Source organism: Pseudoflavitalea sp. G-6-1-2 (genome assembly GCF_012927185.1).
In the GTDB taxonomy this organism is placed as follows: domain Bacteria; phylum Bacteroidota; class Bacteroidia; order Chitinophagales; family Chitinophagaceae; genus Pseudobacter.
The window spans coordinates 1040531-1067506 of record NZ_JABBGB010000001.1; the positions used below are offsets into that span (position 1 = coordinate 1040531).

The window sequence follows — 26976 nt, forward strand, 5'->3', positions numbered from 1 at the left end:
ATCAGATACGGGTTGCGAGGAATAAGGTTTTATCGTCGTCGGTTCTGCTGTTGATGAGATCGCTGTTCAGATACTCGCCGAGCTTTCGGTTGAGCACAGCAAGATGCTCTGCTTCCGTTGCTTTGCGCAACCACTTGAACAGATCGGCAAAGAAGGGTTGATGCACGCTCATGCTTTCGTTGTTGAGCGTGAGCAGTTGCAGCCCGTCTGTAAGAATGGCAATTTCTCTGATGCTTTCCTGCAGGGTGGTGATTCTGAGGTGGCTCATATTCGCATCATCCACCAGAAATGAGGTAGAGTTGGAGTACTCGCCATTCTGCGGCCACCATATGGGTGCATATCCATCATTATTGTCTTCTCTGATGAGTGCGCCGTCTCCTACCTGAAAGAAGATGGCTTTTTGTGAAGTGATCACAGCGCCGAGCAATGTGCAGGAATACTCATTGATATTTTCTTCGGCTGCTTCGGCCAGTTGCAACAACTGGTCGTACACAGATTCCAGAATGGTGAGCAGTTGCGCTTCGTCAACTTCAATGCCCGATTGCATCAGGCTGCCTAACTCAGCACAGGTCTGCGTTGTAGCCAGCTTCGAGGCCGCTGCTGCATGTTTTGCGCTTCCTGCCCCGTCGCTTACGCAACAGATCAATGCCGGTTCTCCGGATGGGAGCGTGAGTTGTGCATATGCGTGCGCATCTTCACAATCACGTGCCGATTGAAGATGTGATGTGCCGGTAACTGATTGTGCAATTATTTTCCAGCTCATACTTCTGCCCAGCCGGTGGGAGGTAATAAGTTCACTTTATTGCCGGGGTTCTTGCTGCTCACAGATTTGAGTGATCCGGAGAGCCAGATGAAGAACTCCCGGAACATCAGTCCTTTCAGTTTCAGGGGCTGACGAACGGAGATCTCGCGGAGAATATCCATGTTCGCATCTTCCACACCAATGGCGAAGAATGCGAAGGAGCTCATCGCTTCTCCTTCTCTCACCATCATTGCTGCTTTTGAATGGCTGTCTGTTGGAGCGCCATCGGTGATGAGGATGATCCAGGGTTTGTAGTACCCGATGCCATGCGCTTTGTATTCGCTTTTGCGGCGGGTTACCATATCGATGCCAAGCTGAATGGCGGCGCCCATCGGCGTATCGTTCTCGGCCATCAGTGGTCTTGGGAAAAAATTATTGACGGTGATGAAATCAGATTCAACCGTAACCGGACCAAAAGTAACGGTAGCGATCTCCACTCTTTTCGACGCCAGCGGATCGTTGAGCAATTCTTTCTTCAGTGTCTGAATGCCTTCATTGAGTTCTGCAATCGGCTTTCCGCTCATGGAGCCGGAAGTATCGAGCAGCAACACACAGGGACAACGCGGTTCCGGGTTGTCTGCAAAACTCTCGCTGCCGAAAGGGATCTGTTCAAAAGAAATATACTCGTCCATGGTTTGTACAGGGTATTATTGGAAATAAAAGTAGCAAATAGAATTAATATCAACATGCTTTCTGTAGCTCCTCATATGCTGTCTGGAGTGATTTTATTTCAGTTTAGGGAATTTTGTAATTCATGAACCTCAGTGATGAAAAAGGAAATCAGAGTTTCATTTTCATGCCAAATTCACGGATAATGCTGAGCATGGCTTCTGCATTTCCAATGGCATCATCAACAGGATGGTGTGTATGTGAAGTTCTTCTCAGGTACTTGAAACTTTTGCTATAGTCTCTCACAATCCCTTTGAAGAGGCTGCCAAGGTTTTGAGAACTGAATCCGAAAGGGTTCTTCCCTGTGAAATGATGAAAGTACCAGCAGATGAACATCCAGTCGAAACCATTGTTGTCGCTGATGAAAATCGGAGTACCCTTGGTAACTTCTTTGATCCAGCTGGCGAATTGCTGCATTACTTCCGCCGGATCATCAAATAGCAAGGTCTCTTCTCTTGTATGTCCTGATACAGCGAGAGCCTCAGGAATGAATTTCTCAGAAATGGGTTTTAGTTTTCCATAAAACGTTTTGTCCAATTGATGATCTACGAGAACGGCTCCGAAAGAGATCATGGAATAATCTCCGGGAATTGGTCCATCGCTTTCGATGTCTACCATAATAAAAGGCATGTTTGATTTGATTTTAAATGATTGATAAATAAAGTGGATTGAATAACAGGCCGAAGCCTCGGCTTTATTTTGTAAATTTATTTCCCGGAACACCGGGGTGCAGAAGAAGCACAAAGTTCGCATAAATAAAATTACCTGAGCAATTCATGCAGGCAGATATTCATACGCTGTTTGAGTCAGACTTTTACCGTATCCTGGATTTCAAATGCCGGTGCACGGAATGTACTACGTCCAAACCGGAGTACAGCAATGTCTTTTGCATCAGCTTCGTAAGAAAAGGCAACTTCCTTTTCAATGTATTCCGGCATTCGCTCGATAGCTACAGCGGATGCGTACTGATCACCAAACCCGGATCTGAACGTACTGTTACGCACGCGCATGCAATACCCGATGAGTGCACCATCATCGAATTCAAAGATGATTTCTATCCCGTGCTGAGCGAACAATACAAAGGAGCAGGATTCCTTCACGATAACGATTGGCAGTCAACACTGGTACGAACCAATGCTTCAACGGAGTTTCTACATTACATGATCTGGCAACTGCTTCAATCCCGAACGGGCAGCAAACTGCATATCGACCATCTTGTACTGGAAGTACTGAGAAAAGTGATGAGCGAGATCACCGACTATTCTCCCGATCCGCAGATCAATGCCCGGATGAAGAAAAATCATCTGCTCACTATCGAAAGAGCCAAAGATTATATTTCAAATCATTTCACTGAGAATATATCCCTGTTGGAAATTGCGGAGCACTGTTATGTAAGTCCATTTCACTTCAGCAGAATATTCAGGTCTTTTGTGAAAATGCCGCCACATCAGTATCTGGCGGACATACGGCTCGAAAATGCTGCACTGCTGCTGAGAACCAATTCCACGCCAGTGGCTGACGTGGCCTTCAGCAGCGGCTTCAACAGCATCGAATACTTCAATGCGGCGTTCAGAAAAAAATTCTCCTCCACTCCATCTGCATACAGAAAAACATTTGCAGGCCTGCTTCATAAATAGCAAGATTTCTTAACTGCTCCTCTGTTGGTGATTTTAGCTTTGCGCTATAAAATGAGATCAGACATGAAAGAACAGTTGCTGAACCTTACAGATACATCCAGAAAATACACACTGGATGTAGCCGCGGCAATGCCCGAAGGCAAATACAATTTCAAACCTGTTGATGAGGTTTGGAACTTCAGGGAATTGCTTCATCACATAGCCTATGGCATCGAATGGTGGGAAGCCAATTATGTACTCGGACTGGAAACAGACTGGGCGCCGCCTGCCACAGGAAAAAACAAAGAAGAAGTGATGGCGTATCTGGAAAAAGCTTACGACAGCTTGCAGGTAGTTATCAAAACACAACCGATGACTGAAAGTGCAGTGAAAGGTGTTCATTCCGCACTGGATCATATTACACATCATCGCGGACAAGCCGTGTTGCATTTGCGATTGAACGGTATAGAACCTCCGGCATACACGTATTGAGGTTCTGGTTTTTGTTGATTTGTACAATTCAGGGAACTCCGGTGAGCGGGGTTCTCTGGTTGTTTGTGGCCTACTCCGCTTTGAATCCGATTAACCTGTACACATAAAAATACCTTGCTGTTTTCCCTCCTCTTATTTGTGGGATCAATTCAGCTTCCGATATTTTTTCAAATTTCTTTTTCAGTTCCTCCGGAACAGGGTCATTGAAATTTGAAATGCTGATGAAGTAAGCGTCTTCACCGTTTTTCAATTCGGGTAATTTTTTATTGAGCCATGCGAAGTGATGGATGTCGTGAAGATTTCCAACTGCTTTCAGCTGCAGTCCCAGCGGCCTTGCTGCGTAGTAGTCGAGATGTGCAGCAGGGAACCAGTAATTATTGAAGATGAACCGCGGATGCATCGTTGCAGAATCTTTGTGATACAAAGCAGCAAAGTCTTTTCCGAAAGCCCGCCATCCACTCATATCGAGTGTTACATCGTGTTTGCCGAATTCATGTTGTTCTTTACTTCCTAATGTGCCGGGCCAGTAATTGATGAGGCAGATGCTTGCTGCAAGCGCAACCGCCGTAATACCCATGCTCAATCTCGTAATGCCCGTAGAAAACGACAATGATTTTTCTGAAAGATGTAATGCTGTAACCAGTATCAGCGTGGTATATCCGGGGCCGCTCCAATGTGGGAGCGTATCATTGAATAAAGAAAGGAATAGCACTGTGATGATCAACGGAACACCCAGCCAGAGCAAGATTGCTACAGACTGCCATTTTTTTCTGAAGGCGATCAATGCACCGATCAGCAAACTCACGTTCACCGGACCGTTGTAAAAAAATGAGCCAACTATTTCTCTGATGAAACTATCCAGCTGAAGATGACGGATGGTTACTCTTTCGCTATGATAATCGTATGTACCCATCTGATTGCTGAAGCTCCACAAAAATGAAGGCGTGATAATGGCAATGGTGAGCAAGGCGCCGAGATAGAGAAAAGGGTTCTTCAACAGCTCTCTTCTGCAAAACAGCACATAACCGCCAAATCCAAACCAGCAGAACAGGCCATGCACTTTGCTGAGAATGCAGAACCCTGCTGCAAGACCAAGGAAGATGAGCCGGAGATTTACCTGCTTTCTGTTTTTGTGCTGAACAATTGTTACGGAGAGATACACAAACAGCATCCAGAAAGTCAACTGTGGGGAATCAGGAAGTATCAGCAATCCGGCAATCACACTGCTGTAAAAAGAAGCGGTGAAGAGACAGGCGGCGATCCAGCCGGTGCGATTGTCTTTCAGTTTTTTTCCGGTTAGAAAGATCAGCCATGTAGAGATGGCTGCACCCAATACAGAACCCATCCTTACAAAGAACTCGTTGTTCAACTCAAGTGATGCAGTGAAGAATTTGATCCACACGGCCACCATCGGTGGGTGATCGAAATAATTCCACTGAAGGTACTTCGCGTAGGTAACGTAATAGACTTCGTCGTTATTCAGTTCTACGATACTGCTGAGCGCTAATCTTATCAGGGTAGTGATTGCAATAAGCCACAGGGTGTATTTTCTATAACCCGATCGCGGCTGATTGTTCATATGTAATGGACGAAGCGCGTTTGTTTGTCTTGTACTTTGTAATGAAGGATTGATAGCCATACTCGATAATCATTGCTGTTGCGATGCCTGTGATAATTCCTGCGAGCACATCTTCCAGAAAATGTTGTCCCAGGTACATGCGGGAATATCCTACCAGTACTGCCATCCAGAAAACAAGTACGGCCACTATCTGCTTGCGGGAGTTGCAGGCCAGTATCGCGGCAGCTGCAAATGCTGTGGTAGTATGTCCTGAAGGAAAGCTGGCATATCCGCCATGGGTAACACCTTCAATAAAATGGCTGTAAAGATTTTCTGCAAAGAATGTTCTTGGTCTTGGTGCATGGAACATCTCTTTCAATAGCTGAACTACGAGTCCTGAGATGAGATAGGACAATAATAATTTTATGGCGATGCTGCGCTTGCGCATTACCCAGCAGGCGATGATCAGGGCTGCTACAACTATGCCATCTCCGAGATAGGTATACCAGGTGAACATGGTATCGAGCCATTGGCAGTGATAGAAATTAGCTGCAACAAATGAAGTGGATTTAGTGTAAATGCACACTACAATCAGCAACGGGCAGATCAATGCCAGCGTAAACTGAAGGAATAATTTCCAGTTGGGGTTATTGGGCATACAGTTGAGTTGCTGCAAAGCTATCCTTCGTATGCTAACTTAATTTTATGCGATAATTAAACAAATATTAGGAATGGATTACCGCAGTGTTAAACCTTTCGGCTTCATGATTTCTTAACTGAAATAATGATGAAGCAATCATTTCGTTCAATGGCAGAAAAAAAGGCTGCCGGTTGGCAGCCTCGATTAACCTTAGTTGTTTCTTAGAACTTTTATCAGCGATGAGATGCGGTTTTGTCCCAGCCCTGCTTTTCTCCCTTTGTCGAAGAACTCCAGCAGAAAGGTTGGCATGCTGGCATCGCTATTGGCTTCTCTGGCCTGGCGCACCATCAGCTCAAAACTTTGCGCGCAAATATCGATGGAGCTTTGCGGGTCTTCGAACCTGCCTGCATCGATATCGTTGCCGGTATCCTGAATCATCTGAGCGAGTACGGGCGCGATGTTTACGATCATGTTTCCGAGGTCGGAGGGTTTCAGTCCTTCAGCTTCCATCATTCTCGCTCCGTGGAGAAAGCCAGTCATCATGCCAAACATATTGGTGAGAACAGCAAGGTCCCATGCAGATGCTGCGCCTGCTGAATCGCCCATGTAGAGCAGCCCTCCTCCCAAAACTTTCAAAATGTCTTCACTTTTACTGAATGCTTCAGCATTTCCGGAAAGGAAGATCGGGGTATCCGGGCGACCCATTTGCGATGGGGTAGCCAGAATAGCTCCGTCGATATAAGATGCTCCACGGTCAATAAATGCAGCACTCATGGTTTTCGCATCTTTCGGCGTTCCTGTGCTCAACTGGATGATGGTTTTGCCTTCGAGCGAAACGCCATTCAGCAATTCATAGGTTGCCTCATAATCTTTTACGCAGATGATCACGATGGATGCTTCGCGAAGGGCTTCATTAATATTGGTGGTTGCTTTTGCTCCTTCAAGTCCGGGTTGATTGAGTTTGCCAGGTGTTCTGTTCCAGACAGAGACGTTCAGTTTATTTTGGATCAGCAGTTTGGCAAGCACTACGCCCATCGCTCCCAATCCTATTACAGCTACTTGTTTCATCGAATGATTTTTTATGAATACAAAATGAAAGCATTTGCAGGGGCTGGCCAATATGGGAGTTAGTTTTCGGGTATGGATAATTTTTTCCCTATGGGATAAATTATTCCTCTATCGTACATTTGGGAAGCAAAAGAGGATGCATATGTACGAGAGAAAAATACCTAAGGACTTCAGCTGCGGAATGGCTGTTTTGATGGAGATCATCGGAGGCAAGTGGAAGCCATACCTGATCTTTCTCATCAATGGCGGAACCCGCCGTCCGAGCGATATACAGCGCGCCATACCATTGGCCACCCTGCGAGTGATCAATATGCAGTTGCGCGAACTGGAGTTTCATGGAGTGATCAGAAGAGTGATCTATCCTGAAGTGCCGCCGAAAGTAGAATACTATTTTACCGAATTCGGAGAATCCTTGCTGCCGATTGTGAAAGAGATGGAAAACTGGGGCATCGGACATCTGGAAAATTTCAGACAACTGATGGAAGAAAAACAGGAAGGAAGTACCATTTCGAATTCATCTGCTGCCTGATGTAGGAAGCTTCAGATAAAAGACTTCATAAGAAATCGCTGCCGGTGCATAACCGGCAGCGATTTTTGTATGAGATGGATTAATCGATGGCTACAGGTTTTTTCTGCTCGTCGATGGCTACGAATGTGAATTCGCCACTGATGGCTTTATCTCTTTCCTGCGAATACATCTGCTCGATAAATACTTCCACTCTTACTTTCAGGCTGGTAGTACCTACTAATGAGACTTTGCCCACCAGTTCGATGATAGTTCCTGCGGGAATGGGTTTGGTGAAATCGATCCTGTCGCTGCTCACGGTTACCACTCTTTGACGAGTGTATCTGGTAGCAGTGATAAAGGCTACTTCATCCATCAGCGCCATGGCTGTTCCTCCGAACAATGTGTCGTAGTGATTGGTGCTTTCGGGAAATACTGCTTTGAATATCCGTGTAACTGATTGTTCGGCTTTTTCTTTATTCATCTTATTGTGGTTAGAAGCCTGGCGGACCGGAAGGTCAATCCGCCATGCTGTTGTTTATGCGTTGGCTGAAACGGTTGCTCTGAGCGATTTTGCTGCCTCAACCATTTCTTCTAATGCAGCTTTGGTTTCAGGCCAGCCGCGGGTTTTCAGTCCGCAGTCGGGGTTCACCCAAAGTTGTGAAGAAGGGATTACGGCTTTTGCTTTTTCCATCAGCTGCACCATTTCGTGTTGCGAAGGTACCCGTGGTGAATGGATATCGTACACTCCCGGACCGATATCATTGGGATAGCTGAACGCAGCGAATGCATCGAGCAGTTCCATTTGGGAGCGGCTGCATTCGATGGTGATCACATCTGCATCCATATTGGCGATATGTTCGATGATATCGTTGAATTCCGAATAACACATATGGGTGTGGATCTGCGTTTGGTCTTTCACACCGCTGGCAGATATTCTGAATGCCTGCACGGCCCATTGGAGATAATCGTTCCAGTTGCTGCGTCGCAATGGAAGTCCTTCACGGATGGCGGGTTCATCGATCTGAATAATGGCGATGCCCGATTTTTCGAGGTCCACTACTTCGTCCCTGATGGCAAGTGCTATCTGGGTGCAGGTGTCTCTGCGGGGTTGATCGTCGCGAACAAAACTCCATTGAAGAATGGTTACGGGCCCGGTGAGCATGCCTTTTACGGGTTTGCTGGTGAGCGATTGTGCGTAGGATGTCCAGCGGACGGTCATTGCAGCCGGCCGGCTTACATCGCCAACGATCACCGGAGGTTTTACGCAGCGTGTGCCATAACTCTGCACCCATCCGTTTTGCGTGAAAACAAAACCTGCAAGTTGTTCGCCGAAATATTCCACCATATCGTTTCTTTCAAACTCGCCATGAACGAGTACGTCGATACCGGTTTCTTCCTGCCAGTGAATGGCCTGCGCGGTTTCTTCGGCGATGAATTCGTCGTATTGTTCCTGTGTGAGCTGTCCTTTTTTGAGTTGCTGTCTCCAGTTTCTCACTTCAGCAGTCTGAGGGAAAGATCCGATGGTGGTGGTAGGAAACAGGGGCAGATTCAGCGATCGCTGCTGTTTTGTTTTTCTTTCAGCAAAAACATTGTTTCGATTGGCATCGTTGGACGTGATGGCATTTACTCTTTGCTTCACGGCCGGATCATGAATCAGCGCAGATGTTTTTCTGTTTTGATGTGCAGCAATGTTTTCCTGCAGTTTTATTTGTGCCGAAGCATTGATTTCGCCGGAGGCGAGTTGTTTTAAATTAACCAGTTCGTCGATCTTTTGTTTTGCGAAAGCCATCCATTGTTTTATCTCAGGAGTGAGAATGGTATTGTTGGTTTCGAGATCGAGATCGCAGGGAACGTGCAGCAGTGAACAGGAGGGGGCAATCCAAACCCGTTCTGCTCCCAGCTTTGCAGCAGCTTTGCCAATGAGGTGGAGCGATGTTTCGAAGTTGTTCTTCCAGATATTTCTTCCATCGACAACACCGAGGGAGAGTATCTTTCTCGATGAAGGAAGATCGGTACTGAGAATGTCGTCGAGCTGCGATGGGCAACGCACGAGATCCAGATGCAGCACATCTACAGGAAGAGCGAGTGCAGTGGAAAGGTTGTTTCCATAACATTCGAAATAATTGGCAAGAATGATGCGCAATTGTGTTTTGTTTCTCAGCTCCTGATAGGCTTTTGCAAATACCTGTTGTTCTGCTTCTGTGAGATCGAGTGCGAGACATGGCTCATCGAGCTGAACATAATACGCGCCTGCATCTTCCAGTTTTTTCAAAACTTCGATGTACACGGGAAGCAGTTTTCGGATCAGCTCAAGGCGATGAAAGCCCGGCTCTTTTTCTTTGCCTAGCAACAAAAATGAAACCGGACCGATCAGCACCGGTTTAGCTGCAATACCCTGCTCTTTTGCTTCGATAAATTCGTTGAGCACTTTGTTGCTGAACAACGTGAATTGCTGATTGGCGCTGAATTCCGGCACAATGTAGTGGTAGTTGGTGTCGAACCACTTGGTCATTTCCATGGCGGTGATATCGTATCCTTCTTTCTGATATCCTCTGGCCATTGCGAAAAGGAGATCGATGTGAGGCAGTTGCCTGTTGTGCATGAGATCATGATAGCGCTGAGGAATAGCGCCGGTCATGAGACAGGTGTCGAGCACCTGATCGTACAGGGAAAAATCGTTGCATGGAATGAGGTCGATGCCAGCTTCTTTCTGCAGCTGCCAGTTCTGTGAACGGATGCTGCTTCCGGTCTGCATCAATTGTTGCGCGCTCAACTTGCCGGCCCAGTATTGCTCGGCTGCCTTTTTGAGTTCCCGTTGGCTGCCAATCCGCGGGTAGCCCAGGTTCTGTGTTTGCATGGTGATTGCTTTTAAAATGATTGAATCAATTAAAAGCCCTTTGCTAAACCAGCAATGCCAGTAAAAAGAGGAGGATGAAATGTGCGCACGGAATTGCTCCCTGCCTGAGGAGTGGCCGGAGATGTGCATATCAGATCAACAACTGCTTCTTTCCACGAAAGCATTGTCAAATACAGTAAAGGCAGGTCTCCTGGCTTGTAACATTCTTACCGTCCTTCCCATCCCCACAAGTTTTGTGAGGGACAGTGGACAACAAGGGTAAGAATTGAGGTGGTTACTTACAGTTGCGGGACAGCTTGTGATTTGCACACAATTCCCTATTAATCCCGGTGCTACCGGGAACCTATGCTGTTTGATAGATATAGAAAAGAACTTGAGTGCAAGTTAGGGGAATTATTGCTCCTTTGTGAATATCAGGTAATCGATGAGTTTCCAGGATATGCCGTCTTTGCTTGTTTCGAAGGTCATTTTAAAAGAAGTATCACTGGATTTTTCATACTTGAAATGCTGGAAAACAGGGCCTGTTGAACTATTGCCGATGTGCGTGAGAATTAGTTTATCATCCACCCATCCGTTGCTTACGAATTTCCGGTTGCCTTTGTCGAATATGAATGCAACAAATTGTCCGGTTTGGTTATCGATGCCCCACAACGAAAGCGCTTTGTATGTGTTGGGGAGTTTGTCTGTATGTTGGTATTGGATCCATGAGCTGTCGGAAGTGAGTTTGAAAGACAGGTTAGCGGAGATTTTTCTGCCGCTGGCAAACTCGCCGTCGCCGGTCCAGTCACCGAGGAAGAAGTGGAGGAAATCGTTTGGCAGCTTATTTACAACAGTGGATTGTTGCGCTTTGAGTGAAGTGAGAAGAAGTAAGGGTAAGATAAGAGCAAGCAGGATAGGCTTTCGCATTTTTTATTTCAAATGTCAGATTTATTAGTGCATAATCATGTACCGCATATCATATCTGTTGCACCTGTAATGGATGAATGGAAGTTGGAATGTAATCAAAACAAAAAAGGCGGATGCATCATCTTGTGATGTAACCGCCTTGTCTATTGAGCAATGTTGAAGCCATCTGGATTCTGTATGCTCAACAGGCTCGCTAATCTTCAACTACAGCAGCATCCGGGGCATTCTTCTTAACAGACTCAATGCCGTTTTCCATACCTGCTGCAGACTCATACATTTCGCTGCGTCCGATTACCTGACCGTTACCGGCCTTGAGGTTGAAGTAATGTTTGCCGTTGGTGGAAGTTAAGCGATCGAATTTAGAATCATCTTTGGCATTTGTTTTTACGGAATCAATGCCGTTCTGCCTTGCAGCGGTAGTGGTATAACCTTCACTGGAAAGGATGACCTGTCCGTTATCAGCTTTGAGGTTAAAATAAAACTGACCATCTTTTCCGGTTTTTGTTGCAAATTTTCCCATAGATGATGTTTTTAGTTCATATAAAAATAAGGGATTGGAAAGAAATCACAAATAAGGGAAATACTACAGCAAGCTATGAGTTGCTGGTTGGGAAGAACTCTGTTCCAAATTCGTATATTGATAGAAATTGTGATATCATATGAAGGAGAATAGCACGAGGTTTTGCTTCATTGCCGGATTGATCGGCTGCCTTATTCTCTCCGCAGGATGCAGTACGATGCCTGCAGATAAACCTGAGAAGAAAGCCACTGCTTCTGATAGTAGTTTATTATCCGTCTCCGATATGCAATCCGATTTCTCTGCTCTTTGGTCTGCTATTAAGGAAGTACATCCGGGATATGGGATATATGTTTCCGCAGACAGTCTTTCAAAGAAGTATGACGAAGTGATGGCTTCACTTGCTACTCCAATGTCGGAGGACGATTACATTGTTCGTATGTATCCTTTCTTATGTGCGTTGGGATGCGGGCATACGCAGATAAAGCATGCCGAAAATTATCATCCCGCTCAGAAAGAAAATAATTTTCCATTGCCGTTCAATGTTTTGGTTCGCGGAGAAAGAGCATGGGTAACAAAGTCTGGTACTGAAAAATTATCAACAGGCGATGAGATCATCAGTGTGAATGATGTACCTGTTTCTGCCATCATTCAAAATGGGAGTTCGCTTTATTGCGGAGATGGATTTGTGAAGTCGTTCAAAGAATTGTTTTTGTCTGAATATGATGGATTCGCGGATGCCTGCATTAAATATTATCATTGGAATGCCCCCTATCATGTTTCAATTCGTACCATCTCCGGCGAACTGCAAAACATTACAATAAATAATTTTGATACTGCTCACATTCCTGCTGTGCAAACTATAGATAAATATGCATTATGGACTAAAGCCGAAGGAACAGAAACGTTGGGCTTATACTTTCATAAGAATGCGAATACAGCTTTGCTCAAAGTGCCACAGCTTGTTTATTCGGACACAACTGCCTACGGAAAATGTTTCAGTGAAATTTCGAACAAAGGAGTGCATAATCTTATTCTCGACATGCGCCACAATGGTGGCGGAGACCTGAGAATTACAATCAGATTGATGTCTTATCTCATGAATGCTGATTTCAAAATTATCAGGGATCTGTATTCCAGATTACCTGACCCATCGATAAATAAGTTTTCAGTGCTTTTCGATTCATCACTTACTGAAAATTTCAGAGCCAGTTGTAAGCCGGGAAAGAAAGTGGATACCCATTATCACATGGATGTTCGTCCTGAATTTGGAGAAGTGTATGGGCCAGTTCATCCGGCAGCAACAAACAGATTCAACGGGAAATTAATTGTGTTGATCGACGGAGCTACGTTTTCGTCGGCTTCACTTTTTGTGTCGGCACTTAAAGCTCAGCGAAGCAATATTGTATTTGTTGGCAGAGAAACTGCCGGCACAGAAGAAGGATGCAATGGTTTTTCGATGCAGTTGCTTACCCTTCCCGCAACACAGGCTCGTGTGCAGTTTCCGTGGTTGCGTGTTGTTTCGATGGCGAAGGCTTCAGTGCACGGAAGAGGACTGATGCCGGACTATCCGGTGGAGTATACACCTGAGGATATTGTAAAGGGACGCGATCCGGATCTCGAAAAGGCCATGAATCTGGTTCGCTAAATATCCTTTTCCCACTTTGTTATATCCCACCTATCTCCAATGGACAAATGTTCATGGGTGCCTCCTGCCTGAAAAGGCATCTTCAAACGGTATAAAAAATATCATCAGAACTTTCATCCTTATTCCGACCATTATTTTAAAGTTAACAACGTTCTGAAGTATAAGAAAGCGTCGTTTCCGGAGACGCAGCGGTTTATTAAATAAACCAGGCATTTCAGGATAGGGCAGAGCATACTAACGGTGTATGAAACACGCTAACTGAAACTAAGGTGAGTGGGTATATCGACGAAATTCTTAATCGCAATATGCCTGAGTGGATTTTAAACGAAATACCTCCTAAAGCCCAAGGGTACAAGCATTTATATAATCAGGATAAGTATGTAAAAGCCATTCCGAATCATAAGGAAGAATAAATTGAACTGAAACTTCGGTGATGGATAACATTTAGTCATCATCATGATGATTAAAACCATATCCGCCGGTTCGACTTGTTACATAATAAATGTATTTTCGCCCCGTTTTACCAATAACCAATCTTTAAAATTTAATTCTTATTTACCCTCTATCCGATACCATTCTTGTAAACTTTATTTAATTATGAAAAAAACAACTGCATTGCTGTTGATAGCAGCACCGTTCGTATTCAGTGCATGTAAAAAATCTAAAGACGCTGAACCAGAACCCAATCCACCCATTTATGAATTGCCCTACAATAAAGAAGGTGTAACCGCGAATAAAGCCTTTATGGAGAATGAAGGGCGTGATTTCGTGAAAAAAGTTAATGACTTGAGTTCCAATACAGCTATAGATGCTTTGGAAACCTTCAATTCACTGGGAGCTCCTGACGTAGATGTTACTGTAAATGCCCTCTCAAATATGGGAGTTGGATCACAGGAAATAGCAGGCATTAAAAGTGTACTAAACACAATAACAGCGCCTGTTTCAGAAAAGAAAGCATACAGACTGAGCAAGGCGTTTGGAATTTATAAATACAATCAGTCAACAAAACTGTGGGATCTTACTCCTTCCAGCGACAAGATTGAATTTCAGTTTCCAGCTACAAAGAATGGAAATACGAACAATACGATCCTGACTGTTACGTATAAGAATTCCGGAAAATCTTATGTCTTCAATAGCAAGTACTATAGATATAAATATGATCCTAATACAGGAAATGTTGATGTTACTGAAGTAAACCTGGAAGAAACCTACGAATTGCCTTCTGAGGTATTGGCCAAAATGACAATTGGTGGTTCGGAAGTATTGAACCTGACTTCAACCTATGCTTATCACGATGATAAGCTCCCCAAATCAGTTAATGCAAGCCTTTCACTCGGGTCATATGTTGCGAAGTTCGAAGTGAACAACGACAATAAGTTGGTGGCAACTAAATTTAGTTTTGCCAAAGGTGCTGAAACCTTAATTGCATTGAACGCCAACACCAACTTCAGCGCGCTTTCGTATGACAAAGTATTCAATTCGAAGGATGATGAAATATTCGATCTGTTCACTTCTGCCAACACAACGTTTGCAGTAGGTAACTTAACACTGGGTGGACAAATTGATTATAAAGCGATGCACAGTGAGCTGAAAGCAGCCCGCGCTAAAGCGCCTGTTAGTCCAAACTGGGAGACTTATTTCGGAAGCATAAAGTATCCTAATCGGAATGATTACAGTACTGTGGAAGCATATGAGAATGCAATCAGAGAGTATAGCGTGAAATGGGAAGCTGCAAGTAAACTTTACAATGCTGCTTATGATAAGTATCGTAGCGATAATGAAAAGTATGAAAAAGACTACTATACATTGTTGGCAAACCTGTTGAACAAAAACGGTGCGGCAGTAGCAGTAAATACAAAAACAAAGACGAAAATAGCATCAATAACCTTTCAGCTGAAGGATGATGTATATCAATGGGGTAATACTACAGTTCATGAATACAATATTGAACCATTACTCGTATTTGGTGATGGCTCAAAAGTTAGCTTTGAAGTATTTGGAGATACAGGTTTTGAAAAACTGATCGACGATATCGAAGCTCTGCTGGAGAAATTTGAGATCTAAGCGCGAGGCGCTTCGTTAAATAATAAAAAAGCCATCACGTTTTGCGTGATGGCTTTTTTATTTAATGGTAAGTTTGTCAACCGATGCATTGGCACCATACCAGATACCTGCAGCATTACCTTCAATATTGCCGGAAAAATTCGAAGAGTAGTTCAGGAACGAAAGCTGAAGGCCTTGTTGCGCAACAGCTGACCACAAAGTGTAACTTGATGCGGAAACATTAGACACCTTTATTGCTATCTCATCCCCTTTTGCATAATATCTGGAAGAGCTCGTGGAATCGAGCAGTGATCGGCTCCTCGTCAACGCTACTGTAAATTCTTTGCCTGCCTGATCGATAGCCTTGATTCCTCTGGGAGCACTTGGGTAGAAGTCTGGTTGCGTAACCAGCTTAGCAAACAGCAGGTAATTGGCTTCGGGATTTGCATTGTCGATATTTACTGCAGGTTGAGCTTTTTCCGGATCAAGCCATTCGTAGGAGACGCCCTTTATTGCAGGCTTATGAAGCGGGATCTCTGTTTCGGAAAGAAAAATGTCGTTATTGTACTTTACTTCCAGTTTGTATTTCTGTCCTGCCTTTCCTTTCAGGGAATTTCCAACATAAAACAAATAAGGAAAAACTTTATCGTTGCGCGTCAATGTCAGAAACTCCTCTTCTCCACCGCCAGAGACCTTTACACTTGCCCAACGCACAATAATGGCTTCCAGTTGCTTCTCGTCGATAACGAAATTGGAAGGTACGTTGTGCATCACTTTCACAACAGGAACTTCTCCATTTTCGATAATGCCTTCCACTACAAATTTAGGGACGAATTTCTTCGGAGCCCCTTCCTTGATGCATGCAGAAAACAGCGTACCTGTGATGATTGTTACTATTAGCTTTTTCATAGTATTTCTAATGAATAAGTAAGGGCAGGTAAGAGCGGCAAATTAGGACCATCTTTTTGGATCATTTTAAAGGCATTGTTCTTTTCGAAATAATCCCGATCGTAACTCTGGTAAATATAAATTGGATTAGAGTGGTTGTAAATATTGATAATTGAAATACCCAGGGTTTGCCGGCATTTGCTGGTTTTCTTCAACAACAGGTCGATGCCTGCATCCAGCCTGTGATAGGCATCCATCCGGTTACTGTTTTTGCTGCCATACTCCGCCAATACGGAATTGCCAAAATAAAACATCCCTACCGTAGGAGTATATGCGCTTCCGCTATTGTACATGAAGCTAACAGAGAAAGATATTTTCGGAGAGATCTTATAAGAATTTACAATACTTAAATTGTGCGGCCGGTCGTAAATATATTTATACCATTCTCCGTTATTGATCGCATCAAATTTTCTGAAGCTTCTTGAATAAGAGTAGTTTACCGTGAAGTAATTGCGTGGAGTAGTTAATCTCACAAAAAAATCGGCTCCGTAGGTAACTCCCTTGCCATTTTCTATTTCACTGGTAATATCATCGCCTTTATTTAATGAGATGATGTTACCGTTAAATTCTTTTAAGTCGGACAGCCATCTGTAATAAACATCGATGCTAAATTCGATCCTCGATCCCGCGTGGCGGTATCCGCCAGAGACTTCCCGGATCTTCGACACAGAAAGATTCCGGTTGGCATGAATAACGTAATCAACAGGCAGATTGATATTTGTTAGACCAACCTGATGTGTCGGCTGATAAGCCATCGATAAACTGTAAAAAAAAGTATTCCTTGCATTCATCAGCCAGGATACTGAAAGTGCCGGATTAATAATAAACGGAGGCTCAACTGCTGACACTGTAGAAAGGTTCAGAGAGCCTTCCAGTTCAATTTTTTCTGACAATGGAGATTTGGCGTTCAGAAAATACTTGAATAATTGCTGGTTACTTTTATACCGGATATTGCTGCCGGATTGATCAGCTTGTCCTTCATTCTGGAGGGTAGTGCCTAAGTCGTCCAACATATAAAGGAAGCCGGTTTCTACCGAGCGGCGCGATTTTCGATAAGCCAGAGTAGAGCTTATGCTGAGGGTATTTTGATGATTGGTTAGCGCAAATTCTTCGCCGAACAGATCAAATGCAACACGGGTTTTGTACTTGGAATAGCCAATATTGTTTTCCCATTTAATGTATCGCCGGAGATCTGCAGTATGAGTCATCCCTATAACCAGATTTCCCCAATCCATACTATTCTTAGCCCTCTTCTCGTATAGATCGAACATCGCTTTATCTCCTCCGAGGTAAAAGAAAGCCTTTAATTCACTCTTGTTGAAAATCCTTTTGGCGTTTATGTTGAGGTCGAACAGGTCGTATTTCATACTTTCCAAATCCTTTCCTGATTTGCTTAGTACAGGCCATAGTGTTTTATTCATAAAGGTATTCCTCCAGAATATTTCCACCATTTGAACGGAGTCCCGTTCAATTCTGGCCCCTACGCCAAGATGCGCCAGAGAGGCTTCTGCTTTAATAAGGGTAGTATCTCTGACTTGCCAGTTGCTGTTTATGTCGATGTAGCCGGATAATTTCCCAAAATACTTTCCCGGAACCACGCCCGTGTAGAACTTCAGGTCCTCAACAACATTATTATTGAATAAAGGGAATAAGCCGAAAAGATGGCTTGGATTATGAACGAGCACTCCATTATAAAAATAGCCATTGCTTCCTGAAGGCAGTCCTCTGTACTGCGCACCGGTATTGGCATCGCCTCCATTGCCAAAGCCAGGAAGGAAGCGTATTGATTTTAGAGGATCTGCGATCCCCATTATTTTCGGTATCGCTTCAATTTGCTTTACACTTAATGTAAGCCTGTTCACACCATTGATTAACTGCTTTTGCCTGGATACGGTTACAGTATCCATGTTTTTTATAGTGTCCACTACAGACTGGCCATACAGGAGATTGCCGAAGAGCAGAGACAGGGTAAAGGTTAGTCTGGTTTTCAAGAATTCAGTTGATGACGAGTTAAAGACAAATTGAGGTGAAAATACAATTTTTAGGCTTTGGTAATTGCAGATGAAGTTTTGAAAGCCAATTATGGGTGGGGTGTTGCTGCTTTTAAATTGAGAAAGGAGGTATGAGGAATGAGTGGCTCTTGTTGTTGGAAGCCAGGGTGGCTGATGTACGGCAGAAAGGTGAAGTGTGACCTTAGTGCGAAGCAGAACTTACAGCACGTTTCAAAATCACGTCCCGCAAACGGTCCTGGTTTGCATCACCCCATTGCCCAAGTGCGCCAATCACAGGTATCAATGTTTTACCAAATTCGGTAAGGCTGTACTCTACTTTCGGAGGCACAACAGGATAGATTTTTTTCGTAACTAATTCGTGGTCTTCTAATTCTTTCAATTGCACATTCAACACTCGCCTTGTGGCATCAGGGATTTTTCGCAGTAATTCACTGGGACGTTTGTGGCCCTGATCAATAAACCATAATAAACGGATTTTCCATTTGCCGTAAAGCACTTCGCCAATCAGATCAAGTCCGCAATTCAGGTTGGGTGATGTCTTTCTTTCATACATGTTACAAAGTTATACATATAGCTCATTTGCTGCAATAGGGGATAAATTTATCCCTATGTGATTCGTAACTCCGTACTTGTTCTGACAGCCTTTACGTCTCAATTTTGCCCTATTATCAATTTTTAAAACAGGACAAAACAATGAAACAGTTCAATTTCAACGATGAGTTATCAGGTAAGATTGCCTTGGTAACCGGCGGTACAAAAGGCGCCGGAAGAGCTATTGCAGAAAGGCTGGCACAGGCTGGTGCAACGGTGATTATTACGGCCAGAAATGCTCCGGAAAAAGGAAACAGCCAACTGCATTTTATTGCTGCCGATTTAAGCAATGTAGAAGGAGCTGCAAAAGTAGTAAGCGAAGTTTTATCGACTTATGGAAGGCTGGATATTCTTGTGAACAACCTTGGTTCTTCAACAACACCGGCCGGTGGTTTCGCGTCGTTAAAAGACGAAGACTGGATATCAACCTTGCAAGCTAACCTGCTTGCGCCGGTTCGATTGGACAGAGGATTTTTACCGCAAATGATCGAACGCAAAAGCGGCGTCATTATTCACATTGCGTCCATTCAGGGCAAATTGCCTTTGTATGATTCCACTTTACCTTATGCTGCTGCGAAAGCTGGCTTAAGAAATTACAGCAAAAGCTTATCCAACGAGGTCTCACCAAAAGGTGTTCGGGTGCTGACTGTTTCGCCAGGCTGGATAAATACAACAGCATCGATAGCCTGGTTGGGCGAGATCGCAAGAAATGCTAATAGTACTGTAGAAGAAGCACAGCAAAACGTTATGGATGCATTGGGTGGAATACCATACGGCAGGCCCGCCGAACCGGAAGAAGTAGCCGAATTGGTTGGCTTTTTGGTTTCCCCAAGAGCTGCTTATTTAACGGGAACGGAGTACGTTATTGATGGCGGCACCGTACCAACCATCTAATCACTATTTAAAGCTTACAAAATGAACTTATCTAAAGTAATATCCAATTTAGTAAAGGCACAAAACGATTTTGACAGTAAAGCCTACGCAGATTGTTTTTCCGAAACAGCCGTGGTGTTTGATGAGGGAAAAACCCACACCGGAAGAAAAGAAATAGAACATTGGATCGATGATGCAAACAAACGATACAAGGCCATAATGAACCCAGTAGGCTTTGAAGAAAAGGAAAATGAAAGCCTTTTGAAGGCAGAAGTTTCGGGTGACTTTCCCGGAAGTCCAATTGTGATGACCTATCATTTACAAATAGCCGATGAATTAATAAAGTCATTGAGAATTACAGGATAGACGGAATGACTAGTTTAGCCATTCCTTTTTTTAACCCAAGAAAACAGGGGCCTCATGTCTTATTGCCCAGCCATAGAAACTATGCAGCCTGCTTTGGGAAAAAGAATACAGCTCTTTTGAAAATGGCTGAAACACCATCAGCCGAAAACCAAAGAAGAATGGGTGAAATTATTTAAGAAGACATTCCGTTTTGCAGGTGGCGAAATTGTCAATGAATTTCTAATGAGCATAGGCTATTTTCCAGGAGCGATTAGCTCTTCGACAATCGTGCTGGCAAATTGCTGGTAAAAAACGAAAAAGGCCGCTGACGCGACCTTCCGAGTTGCAGCTAATTTGTTGTATTTCGTGGTCAAATCCAATCATTTTCTGACGGGAAATAAGCGTATAGCCGCGTTTAGTTCCTTGAAAAAAACGGATTACTGTATGGGACAGGATGGAGTAAAAGTATCGCTGACAATGCTTTGGTGGCTCTCACACCGATGATTGCTGAGAGCAAACCTGATGAAAAAGAAATAAGACACAGGAAGTTGTAAGTCTTATTAATGGATATAACTAACCGGATAAAATAAAAAAGGGTTTCAACAAGTGAAACCCTTTAGTCAAATCTGCTCCCCCTGCTGGACTTGAACCAGCGACCCTCTGATTAACAGTCAGATGCTCTAACCAACTGAGCTAAGGAGGAATTTCCCACCTACTTTTGAACTCTCGTTCTTGTCGTAAGGGGTTGCAAAAATAGGGATTTTTATTTCACCACAAAAAGCATTTTCAATTTTTTCCAGAATTATTTTTCTGTGTCATAAATATGGAGAAATTTTTTATACTAATTTAGTATTGAAGACTTTATACCAGTCTCCCTATTCAAGTATTAAATATCCCATGAAGACGTATCGTCCAATATTATTTGTGCTGCTTTTCGCAGTGGCAGGGGTAGTGCTTTTCCTCGTCACTTCCTGGAAAGACAGTCAGCGTTTCAAACAAACCCAGTACTGGATCAATCATACCAATGAAGTGATCCGGCAACTGGATCTTATTTTCAATACTGTCCTCGCAGAGGAATCTGCTGTCAGAGGTTATACCATCTCCGGCAACAATATCTTCATTTGGGATATCCCTGCCAACAATCGTAAGATCCTTGGCACTATCGATCATACTTCAGATCTCGTTCAAAATAATCCTGAACAATCACTCCGCCTCCATCGAATCCGCACCCTCGTTCAGGAAAAAATGAGTCACCACAATACGCTCATCGTTCTCAAAACCAACAATCCCGATTCTGCAAGATCACTCGTTTCGAGCCTTCACGGCAAAAAGATCACCGACAACCTCACTGCAGTACTCAGCGAAATGAAAATCGTAGAGAACAAATTATTGCAGGACAGAATCAACCATAACAAAGAGATCGCTGAAAAATCTTTCAGTAACAGTCTGATCGGAGCTTTGCTCATCATGCTGTTCATCGGAATTCTCTCCTATCGCCTTATCCGCGACATCAAGCTTCGTCTAATAGCCGAAACACAACTCAAGGAAAGCGAAACTAGGTATCGTCAATTTGTAGAGAATGCAGGAGTGATCACCTATACCACCGATCAATCCGGAAATTTCACTTTTATCAGCAATCAGGTTGAAACACTTACCGGATACACAGCCGACTACCTTACCGGAAAACATTTCACTACCCTCATCCCGCCCGACTGGACACCCATCGTAGCAGAAAAATATTACAATCAATTCAAGAACCGCATCCGCCAAACTTCGCTGGTATTCCCCATCATCCATAAGAACAGCGATATGAGATGGGTGGAGCAGGATGCCATTCTGCTGGAGAACAACAATATGGTCCGCGGATTCCAATGTGTTGTGAAAGATGTTACCGAAAGAACCCGTGTAGAACAGAAGCTTCGCAAAGCCGAAGAAGAAAAGAACGAACAGCAATTCAGAATTCAGGCGATCCTCGACAATACGCCGCTCGTTATCTACATCAAAGACCTCGAAGGGCGATACACGCTTGTAAACAAACAGTTCAAGGAAGTATTCAAGGTTACCGACGAGCAGGTGATCGGAAAAACGCTCGAAGAGATCGATAATCACCAAAACCCAGGAGCAGGGGACCGTTACAAAGGAGCAGATCTCGAAGTGATCCACACCGGCCGGCCAGTAGAACTCGAAGATGTACTGAAACTGGACGATGGCGTTCATCATCTTCTCACCATCAAGTTTCCACTCTTCGATAAATACAATGAAATCTTCGGTGTCAGCGGTTTCATGAAAGACATCTCCGAAATGGTGCGGTATCGCGAAGCGCTTATCGAGGCCAGAAAAGCAGCCGAGTCTGCAGAAATGCTGCAGGAGCAATTCCTCGCCAACATGAGCCATGAGATCAGAACTCCCATGAACGGCATCATCGGAATGAGTAACCTGTTGATTCAAACGCCATTGCAGCATCATCAGAAAGAGTATCTCGAAATCATCCGGGCCTCTTCCGAAAATCTCATGGTGCTCATCAATGATATTCTCGATCTGTCGAAGATCAAAGCTGGCAAGATTTCCATGGAGCAGATCGCTTTTGATATCGATACGATCATTCAGCCGCTTATTGCAACTTTTGAGTTGAAAGCGTCTGAAAAAAATATTGGTTTCTCCGTATCGCTTTATCCTGATGTTCCGAGATTTCTCATCGGCGATCCGTATCGTTTGAATCAGGTGCTGAACAACCTGCTCAGCAATGCTTTCAAGTTCACGGAAAAAGGATTCGTTACCATGGAAGTGAGTCTCCACCAGCAGGATGATGAAAGAGCCTGGGTGCTTCTTCGCATAAGCGATTCGGGTATTGGCATCAAAGACGAACAACTCAATTATATTTTCGAGAGTTTTGCACAGGCGGCGTCTGATACAACGAGAAAATATGGAGGCACGGGCCTCGGTCTCGCCATCACTAAAAAGCTGGTAGAGATTCAGGAAGGCAATATCACGGTTACCAGCCAACCGAATGCAGGCACCACTTTCAATGTGATCATCCCATACGGAATTGCAGATGAAGCTCAGGTGAAACAAACCTACAGACCCGATGTGATGGCCAGTGACCTTACGCATGCTTTCAGCGGCAAGCGTGTGCTGATCGTAGAAGACAATGAAGTGAACCAACGCGTATTGCAGCTCAATCTCCAGAAATACAATATTCATGTATCGATAGTAGGAGATGGAAGTGCGGCGGTTGACTGGCTCAGCAATCACCGTGATATCGACTTGGTGTTCATGGATCTTCACATGCCGGTAATGGATGGATTGCAGGCCACCACCTGCATCCGCAAAGACCTCGGTCTTACGCTGCCCGTAGTGATGCTCACTGCCGCCGCCCAGAAATCCGAACAGCAGAAATGTCTGGATGCCGGCGCCGATGCATACATCACCAAGCCCATTTCGCAACAGGAACTTTTCAATTGTCTGGAAAAATATCTGCTGAACCATCAGCAGCAAACCGATTATGCAATTGAAAACAATCAGCATTCCGGATACACCGAATTCAATATCGCTGAGCTAATGCAGTTGGGCGACGCAGAAAGCATTGTAATGGTGTACGAGCTTTTTGAAACCACTGTTCCGGCCGGACTGGAAAATCTTGAAGAGGCCGCAATCAGAAAAGACTGGAAAACCGTATATGAACAGGCACATAAACTGAAGAGCAGCCTTGCCGTAATTCAGGTAAAGGGAATGCTCGCAGCTATGAACACCATTGAGAACAACGCAAAACAGGGAGTAGAACTGGCCTCCCTTTTGCCTATGATACAGAACAGCACTGCCTATATCAAAGAGGTAATGCCGAAAATCCGTGAGGCGATAGAGAAAGAAACCGCCTCCTTATAAATCATTGTACTTTTTTGAAAATTGATGATATGAAGATCCTGGTAGCAGAAGACGAACCCATCATGTTGAAAACGATAGAGCTTCGGTTAAAAAAAGATGGATACGATGTAATCGCCGTTTCCGACGGAAGAGAAGCCCTCAAGCAGATCAGAGAGAACACGCCTGATCTCCTGATCACGGATATTATGATGCCTTACTCCTCCGGCCTTGAGCTGGTAGGTGCCGTAAAGCAGGAACTGGCATCGCCCATTCCTGTGATCATCCTTTCTGCCATGGGGCAGGAAGAAGTGGTGGTAAAAGCATTCAAACTGGGAGCTGATGACTTCCTCAACAAACCTTTCAGTCCGAATGAACTGTCGTTGCGCGTGAAAAGACTCTTCGGTAAAGTGCAGCAATAACTGCCTTATGCCGATTACGAATTAGCACATGAAATGCTGATCATTTATCATAATCGAGATCCTTATTAAAACCGTATTTGCCGATATTTTCCTGTTCGCCAGATTCATCCGGCCCGATCAACTGTACTTCGCTGGCGCCTGCTGCATTATTGTGGCCGGGCTTGTTGTGCTGTATTGTCTGTACTACAGCGCAAGAAGAAACAAGTTCCGCAATCAGAAATTACGTATCAAAGAACTGATCGATCCTTATATCAGTCAGAGCATTTTAACTTCCATGGAAACGGAAGAAACCAATCTGCGCCTCCCCGGATTTGAAGAACTGCAGCAGCGCTGTCATAATGCCTATAACCGAAAGGTGATCATTGAAGAACTGATTCTGGCAAGAAAGAGTTTATCCGGACAAGCAGCTGAAACAGTCCGGCAGCTATATACCTCCCTTCAGTTACAGACCGATTCCGAGAAAAAACTAAGCAGCTACAAATGGCATAAAAAAGCCAAAGGCATTCAGGAATTGTCGCTGATGCAGCAAAGGCAATACTGGAAAAACATCTATCGCCTTACTGATCATCACAACGAGCATGTGCGTATGGAAGCACAGGCCGGGGTGGTAAGGCTGCTTGGTTTCATCGGACTTCGCTTTTTGAATACTGCCTCCTATCAACTAACGGAATGGCAGCAGATCAATCTGCTTTATCTGCTGCAATCTATGCCTGCAGCGGATTTCAAAGGAATTGAAAGATGGCTTCACTCGCAAAATGCCAGTGTGGTGATATTCGCATTGAAACTGGTATCGAGTTTCAGAAGGTATGAACTACACGATCTGGTGATGAAATGCCTGCATCGCAGAGAGCCGGCCATCAGAATGCAGGCATTCAGAACACTTGGAAATATTTACAGAGAAGACACAGCGGAGCGCATCATTCATCAATATGCCGAAGAAACCTACGACAATAAACTGGAAGCATTGAAAACGCTGGGCAAGATCGGAGCGGAAGAAGTAGCACCGTTTCTGGTGGAAGAAACAGGAAATGCAGATCAGCAGATCAGGATGGAAGCTGCGCGCGCACTGCTGCAAAGCACACCGGCCGCAAGTGAGGTATTGCAGCAGAAAGCGATCGACGATCAATCATGGAACACTATTCTTGCACAACTTGAAAACGAAATAAGGGCATGAGCTGGCAGCAGGTTGTATTTGATATTCTTACCTACGGGATACTGGGTTACTCGGTGATCCTGCTGCTATCCTATATTTTCATCGGATTATACTCAATCGGAGAAACGAGGAAGTATCTCCACAAAAACAGTTTCACAGATTACGCATTGCTGGCGGTTTCTCCGGAAACACCGGGCATCAGTATAATCGCTCCTGCTTACAATGAAGGAGCAACCATCGTAGAAAATGTTCGGTCTCTGTTGAGTGTGTACTATCCCAATCTGGAACTGATAGTTGTGAATGATGGAAGTAAAGATGATTCGCTCGATAAACTGATCCAGGCATATCAGCTCGAACAGGTTCCGGTACATATCCATGAGCAGATCCCTACCAAACCCGTGCGTGGGGTATACAAAAGTAAAAATCCGGTTTTCAGCAAACTCGTTGTGATCGATAAAGTGAACGGAGGAAAAGCAGATGCATTGAACGTTGGCGTTAATCTCTGCACCAAACCTTATGTGGTTTGCATCGATGTAGATTGCATTCTGGAAGAAGATGCACTGCTGAAAATGATCAAACCGTTTCTCGAATCCACCAACAAAAGAGTGATCGCTTCTGGTGGTGTGGTGCGCATTGCCAACTCCTGCGAAATAGAAGAAGGAAGACTGGTTAAAGTGCATCTTCCTCAACAATACCTGCCCCGCGTGCAAACGCTCGAATACATCCGGGCCTTCCTGCTTGGCCGCATGGCATGGAGCCGGTTGAATGGACTGCTGCTGATTTCCGGCGCCTTCGGCGCTTTCGATCGTGAGATCATGATCAAAGCCGGAGGTTACAATCATGATACGGTAGGTGAAGACATGGAGCTGGTGGTTCGCATGCGCCGGTACATGGAAGAACAGAAGATCCCCTACAAAGTAACTTACATCCCCGATCCGCTTTGCTGGACGGAAGCTCCCGTCTCATTCAAGATCCTCGGCCGCCAGCGCAACCGCTGGACCCGTGGCACCATCGAGACATTAAGCTTCCACCGAAAACTATTTTTCAATCCACGATACGGACTTCTCGGACTGATCAGTTATCCTTACTGGTTCTTCTTCGAATTCCTTGCGCCGCTGATCGAAGCATTCGGGATGCTGGTATTTCTGCTGTTCGCAATTCTCGGACTGGTGGACTGGAATTTCTTTTTCGCACTCCTTGCCTTTATCGCGGCATTCGGATTCACTTATTCCGTATTTGCCATCTGTATGGAAGTACTCACTTACAACCAGTATAAAAAAAGATCGGAAGTGTTGAGGCTGTTCTTCACTGCACTCACAGAGCCTTTCTTTTTCCATCCGTTTGTGGTGTGGTCGGCCATCAGAGGAAATATCGATCTGGCGAGGAAAAAGAAAGCCTGGGGCGAAATGACAAGACAGGGCTTTGCAGGCGCGGCACCTAAAAAATAAAT

24 protein-coding genes, 1 tRNA gene and 1 riboswitch are annotated in these 26976 nt (G+C 44.5%); of the genes, 11 read left to right on the forward strand and 14 right to left on the reverse strand.

Annotated features, from left to right (window positions below; all coding sequences use genetic code 11):
* Position 1 precedes the first annotated feature (1 nt).
* The 3 genes from HHL16_RS04375 to HHL16_RS04385 form a co-directional block, all read right to left on the reverse strand.
* Positions 2-763, reverse strand: a complete 762-nt coding sequence (locus tag HHL16_RS04375; protein WP_169423918.1) for a PP2C family serine/threonine-protein phosphatase — start codon at positions 761-763, stop codon at positions 2-4.
* The gene (locus HHL16_RS04380) at positions 760-1434 is read right to left on the reverse strand and encodes a VWA domain-containing protein (protein ID WP_169423919.1); all 675 of its coding nucleotides are present in this window, start codon (positions 1432-1434) and stop codon (positions 760-762) included. The genes HHL16_RS04375 and HHL16_RS04380 overlap by 4 nt, the downstream gene beginning before the upstream one ends.
* A gap of 148 nt (positions 1435-1582) precedes the next feature.
* On the reverse strand, positions 1583-2101 hold the full coding sequence (locus tag HHL16_RS04385; RefSeq protein ID WP_169423920.1) for a 3'-5' exoribonuclease: 519 nt from the start codon (positions 2099-2101) through the stop codon (positions 1583-1585).
* A gap of 146 nt (positions 2102-2247) precedes the next feature.
* On the opposite strand from HHL16_RS04385, the gene HHL16_RS04390 reads away from it, so the two are divergent.
* A complete protein-coding gene (locus HHL16_RS04390; protein ID WP_169423921.1) occupies positions 2248-3108 on the forward strand; it encodes an AraC family transcriptional regulator in 861 nt (286 codons plus the stop codon).
* 63 nt (positions 3109-3171) lie between these two features.
* Positions 3172-3579 (forward strand): DinB family protein, encoded by a 408-nt coding sequence (locus HHL16_RS04395; RefSeq protein ID WP_169423922.1) that lies wholly within the window; start codon positions 3172-3174, stop codon positions 3577-3579.
* Between the two features lie 70 nt (positions 3580-3649).
* Here the strand turns inward: HHL16_RS04395 and HHL16_RS04400 are convergent, their stop codons facing one another.
* The 3 genes from HHL16_RS04400 to HHL16_RS04410 all read right to left on the reverse strand — a co-directional run bounded on the left by HHL16_RS04400 (position 3650) and on the right by HHL16_RS04410 (position 6896).
* Positions 3650-5218 (reverse strand): glycosyltransferase family 39 protein, encoded by a 1569-nt coding sequence (locus tag HHL16_RS04400; RefSeq protein WP_169423923.1) that lies wholly within the window; start codon positions 5216-5218, stop codon positions 3650-3652.
* Positions 5130-5795: a phosphatase PAP2 family protein gene (locus HHL16_RS04405; protein ID WP_169423924.1), complete on the reverse strand. Its 666-nt coding sequence runs from the start codon at positions 5793-5795 to the stop codon at positions 5130-5132. The genes HHL16_RS04400 and HHL16_RS04405 overlap by 89 nt, the downstream gene beginning before the upstream one ends.
* 192 nt (positions 5796-5987) lie before the next feature.
* Positions 5988-6896, reverse strand: a complete 909-nt coding sequence (locus tag HHL16_RS04410) for an NAD(P)-binding domain-containing protein (RefSeq protein WP_277349336.1) — start codon at positions 6894-6896, stop codon at positions 5988-5990.
* 91 nt (positions 6897-6987) lie between these two features.
* Between HHL16_RS04410 and HHL16_RS04415 the strand changes: the two genes are divergently transcribed.
* Positions 6988-7374, forward strand: a complete 387-nt coding sequence (locus HHL16_RS04415) for a helix-turn-helix domain-containing protein (protein ID WP_169423926.1) — start codon at positions 6988-6990, stop codon at positions 7372-7374.
* 79 nt (positions 7375-7453) lie between these two features.
* On the opposite strand, the gene HHL16_RS04420 is transcribed toward HHL16_RS04415, so the two are convergent.
* The 4 genes from HHL16_RS04420 to HHL16_RS04435 all read right to left on the reverse strand — a co-directional run bounded on the left by HHL16_RS04420 (position 7454) and on the right by HHL16_RS04435 (position 11636).
* On the reverse strand, positions 7454-7834 hold the full coding sequence (locus HHL16_RS04420; RefSeq protein ID WP_169423927.1) for an acyl-CoA thioesterase: 381 nt from the start codon (positions 7832-7834) through the stop codon (positions 7454-7456).
* Positions 7835-7888: 54 nt separating this feature from the next.
* Complete coding sequence (metE, locus tag HHL16_RS04425) at positions 7889-10210, reverse strand: 5-methyltetrahydropteroyltriglutamate--homocysteine S-methyltransferase (protein ID WP_169423928.1); 2322 nt, start codon at positions 10208-10210, stop codon at positions 7889-7891.
* A gap of 162 nt (positions 10211-10372) precedes the next feature.
* Positions 10373-10572: riboswitch (cobalamin riboswitch) on the reverse strand.
* A 31-nt stretch (positions 10573-10603) separates the two neighbouring features.
* Entirely contained in the window at positions 10604-11116 is a 513-nt protein-coding gene (locus tag HHL16_RS04430; protein WP_169423929.1) for a hypothetical protein, read from the reverse strand.
* Positions 11117-11309: 193 nt separating this feature from the next.
* Complete coding sequence (locus HHL16_RS04435) at positions 11310-11636, reverse strand: YegP family protein (RefSeq protein ID WP_169423930.1); 327 nt, start codon at positions 11634-11636, stop codon at positions 11310-11312.
* A 139-nt stretch (positions 11637-11775) separates the two neighbouring features.
* Between HHL16_RS04435 and HHL16_RS04440 the strand changes: the two genes are divergently transcribed.
* Both HHL16_RS04440 and HHL16_RS04445 read left to right on the forward strand, forming a co-directional pair.
* Positions 11776-13281: a S41 family peptidase gene (locus tag HHL16_RS04440; RefSeq protein ID WP_169423931.1), complete on the forward strand. Its 1506-nt coding sequence runs from the start codon at positions 11776-11778 to the stop codon at positions 13279-13281.
* A 597-nt stretch (positions 13282-13878) separates the two neighbouring features.
* Entirely contained in the window at positions 13879-15345 is a 1467-nt protein-coding gene (locus tag HHL16_RS04445) for a hypothetical protein (protein WP_169423932.1), read from the forward strand.
* Positions 15346-15402: 57 nt separating this feature from the next.
* On the opposite strand, the gene HHL16_RS04450 is transcribed toward HHL16_RS04445, so the two are convergent.
* The 3 genes from HHL16_RS04450 to HHL16_RS04460 all read right to left on the reverse strand — a co-directional run bounded on the left by HHL16_RS04450 (position 15403) and on the right by HHL16_RS04460 (position 18837).
* Complete coding sequence (locus HHL16_RS04450) at positions 15403-16233, reverse strand: DUF4249 family protein (protein WP_169423933.1); 831 nt, start codon at positions 16231-16233, stop codon at positions 15403-15405.
* Entirely contained in the window at positions 16230-18263 is a 2034-nt protein-coding gene (locus HHL16_RS04455) for a TonB-dependent receptor (RefSeq protein ID WP_169423934.1), read from the reverse strand. The genes HHL16_RS04450 and HHL16_RS04455 overlap by 4 nt, the downstream gene beginning before the upstream one ends.
* A 202-nt stretch (positions 18264-18465) precedes the next feature.
* Positions 18466-18837, reverse strand: a complete 372-nt coding sequence (locus tag HHL16_RS04460; RefSeq protein WP_169423935.1) for a winged helix-turn-helix transcriptional regulator — start codon at positions 18835-18837, stop codon at positions 18466-18468.
* Between the two features lie 140 nt (positions 18838-18977).
* Between HHL16_RS04460 and HHL16_RS04465 the strand changes: the two genes are divergently transcribed.
* On the forward strand, positions 18978-19769 hold the full coding sequence (locus tag HHL16_RS04465) for an SDR family oxidoreductase (protein ID WP_169423936.1): 792 nt from the start codon (positions 18978-18980) through the stop codon (positions 19767-19769).
* Between the two features lie 21 nt (positions 19770-19790).
* Positions 19791-20114 (forward strand): nuclear transport factor 2 family protein, encoded by a 324-nt coding sequence (locus HHL16_RS04470; protein WP_169423937.1) that lies wholly within the window; start codon positions 19791-19793, stop codon positions 20112-20114.
* Positions 20115-20722: 608 nt separating this feature from the next.
* Here HHL16_RS04470 and HHL16_RS04480 read toward each other — a convergent pair.
* Positions 20723-20796, reverse strand: a tRNA-Asn gene (locus HHL16_RS04480).
* A gap of 194 nt (positions 20797-20990) precedes the next feature.
* Here HHL16_RS04480 and HHL16_RS04485 point away from each other — a divergent pair.
* The 4 genes from HHL16_RS04485 (at position 20991) to HHL16_RS04500 (ending at position 26974) form a co-directional block, all read left to right on the forward strand.
* Entirely contained in the window at positions 20991-23975 is a 2985-nt protein-coding gene (locus HHL16_RS04485; RefSeq protein WP_169423938.1) for a PAS domain S-box protein, read from the forward strand.
* A gap of 29 nt (positions 23976-24004) precedes the next feature.
* Positions 24005-24373, forward strand: coding sequence for a response regulator (locus HHL16_RS04490; RefSeq protein ID WP_169423939.1), 369 nt, complete (start codon positions 24005-24007; stop codon positions 24371-24373).
* Between the two features lie 166 nt (positions 24374-24539).
* Positions 24540-25547 carry a HEAT repeat domain-containing protein gene (locus tag HHL16_RS04495; protein ID WP_169423940.1) on the forward strand — a complete coding sequence of 336 codons (1008 nt, stop codon included), beginning with the start codon at positions 24540-24542 and terminating at the stop codon, positions 25545-25547.
* Complete coding sequence (locus HHL16_RS04500; protein ID WP_169423941.1) at positions 25544-26974, forward strand: glycosyltransferase; 1431 nt, start codon at positions 25544-25546, stop codon at positions 26972-26974. Before HHL16_RS04495 ends, HHL16_RS04500 begins: the two co-directional genes overlap by 4 nt.
* The last annotated feature ends 2 nt before the right edge of the window (positions 26975-26976 follow it).

What these genes read in the sequence shown, in the direction of transcription:
- metE (WP_169423928.1), bottom strand. Translation starts at nt 10,210, where the DNA reads ATGCAAACACAGAACCTGGGCTACCCGCGGATTGGCAGCCAACGGGAA.
- HHL16_RS04390 (WP_169423921.1), top strand. Translation starts at nt 2,248, where the DNA reads ATGCAGGCAGATATTCATACGCTGTTTGAGTCAGACTTTTACCGTATC.
- HHL16_RS04465 (WP_169423936.1), top strand. Translation starts at nt 18,978, where the DNA reads ATGAAACAGTTCAATTTCAACGATGAGTTATCAGGTAAGATTGCCTTG.
- HHL16_RS04450 (WP_169423933.1), bottom strand. Translation starts at nt 16,233, where the DNA reads ATGAAAAAGCTAATAGTAACAATCATCACAGGTACGCTGTTTTCTGCA.
- HHL16_RS04420 (WP_169423927.1), bottom strand. Translation starts at nt 7,834, where the DNA reads ATGAATAAAGAAAAAGCCGAACAATCAGTTACACGGATATTCAAAGCA.
- HHL16_RS04440 (WP_169423931.1), top strand. Translation starts at nt 11,776, where the DNA reads ATGAAGGAGAATAGCACGAGGTTTTGCTTCATTGCCGGATTGATCGGC.
- HHL16_RS04405 (WP_169423924.1), bottom strand. Translation starts at nt 5,795, where the DNA reads ATGCCCAATAACCCCAACTGGAAATTATTCCTTCAGTTTACGCTGGCA.
- HHL16_RS04460 (WP_169423935.1), bottom strand. Translation starts at nt 18,837, where the DNA reads ATGTATGAAAGAAAGACATCACCCAACCTGAATTGCGGACTTGATCTG.
- HHL16_RS04400 (WP_169423923.1), bottom strand. Translation starts at nt 5,218, where the DNA reads ATGGCTATCAATCCTTCATTACAAAGTACAAGACAAACAAACGCGCTT.
- HHL16_RS04485 (WP_169423938.1), top strand. Translation starts at nt 20,991, where the DNA reads ATGAAGACGTATCGTCCAATATTATTTGTGCTGCTTTTCGCAGTGGCA.
- HHL16_RS04375 (WP_169423918.1), bottom strand. Translation starts at nt 763, where the DNA reads ATGAGCTGGAAAATAATTGCACAATCAGTTACCGGCACATCACATCTT.
- HHL16_RS04470 (WP_169423937.1), top strand. Translation starts at nt 19,791, where the DNA reads ATGAACTTATCTAAAGTAATATCCAATTTAGTAAAGGCACAAAACGAT.
- HHL16_RS04500 (WP_169423941.1), top strand. Translation starts at nt 25,544, where the DNA reads ATGAGCTGGCAGCAGGTTGTATTTGATATTCTTACCTACGGGATACTG.
- HHL16_RS04435 (WP_169423930.1), bottom strand. Translation starts at nt 11,636, where the DNA reads ATGGGAAAATTTGCAACAAAAACCGGAAAAGATGGTCAGTTTTATTTT.
- HHL16_RS04430 (WP_169423929.1), bottom strand. Translation starts at nt 11,116, where the DNA reads ATGCGAAAGCCTATCCTGCTTGCTCTTATCTTACCCTTACTTCTTCTC.
- HHL16_RS04395 (WP_169423922.1), top strand. Translation starts at nt 3,172, where the DNA reads ATGAAAGAACAGTTGCTGAACCTTACAGATACATCCAGAAAATACACA.
- HHL16_RS04380 (WP_169423919.1), bottom strand. Translation starts at nt 1,434, where the DNA reads ATGGACGAGTATATTTCTTTTGAACAGATCCCTTTCGGCAGCGAGAGT.
- HHL16_RS04385 (WP_169423920.1), bottom strand. Translation starts at nt 2,101, where the DNA reads ATGCCTTTTATTATGGTAGACATCGAAAGCGATGGACCAATTCCCGGA.
- HHL16_RS04445 (WP_169423932.1), top strand. Translation starts at nt 13,879, where the DNA reads ATGAAAAAAACAACTGCATTGCTGTTGATAGCAGCACCGTTCGTATTC.
- HHL16_RS04415 (WP_169423926.1), top strand. Translation starts at nt 6,988, where the DNA reads ATGTACGAGAGAAAAATACCTAAGGACTTCAGCTGCGGAATGGCTGTT.
- HHL16_RS04490 (WP_169423939.1), top strand. Translation starts at nt 24,005, where the DNA reads ATGAAGATCCTGGTAGCAGAAGACGAACCCATCATGTTGAAAACGATA.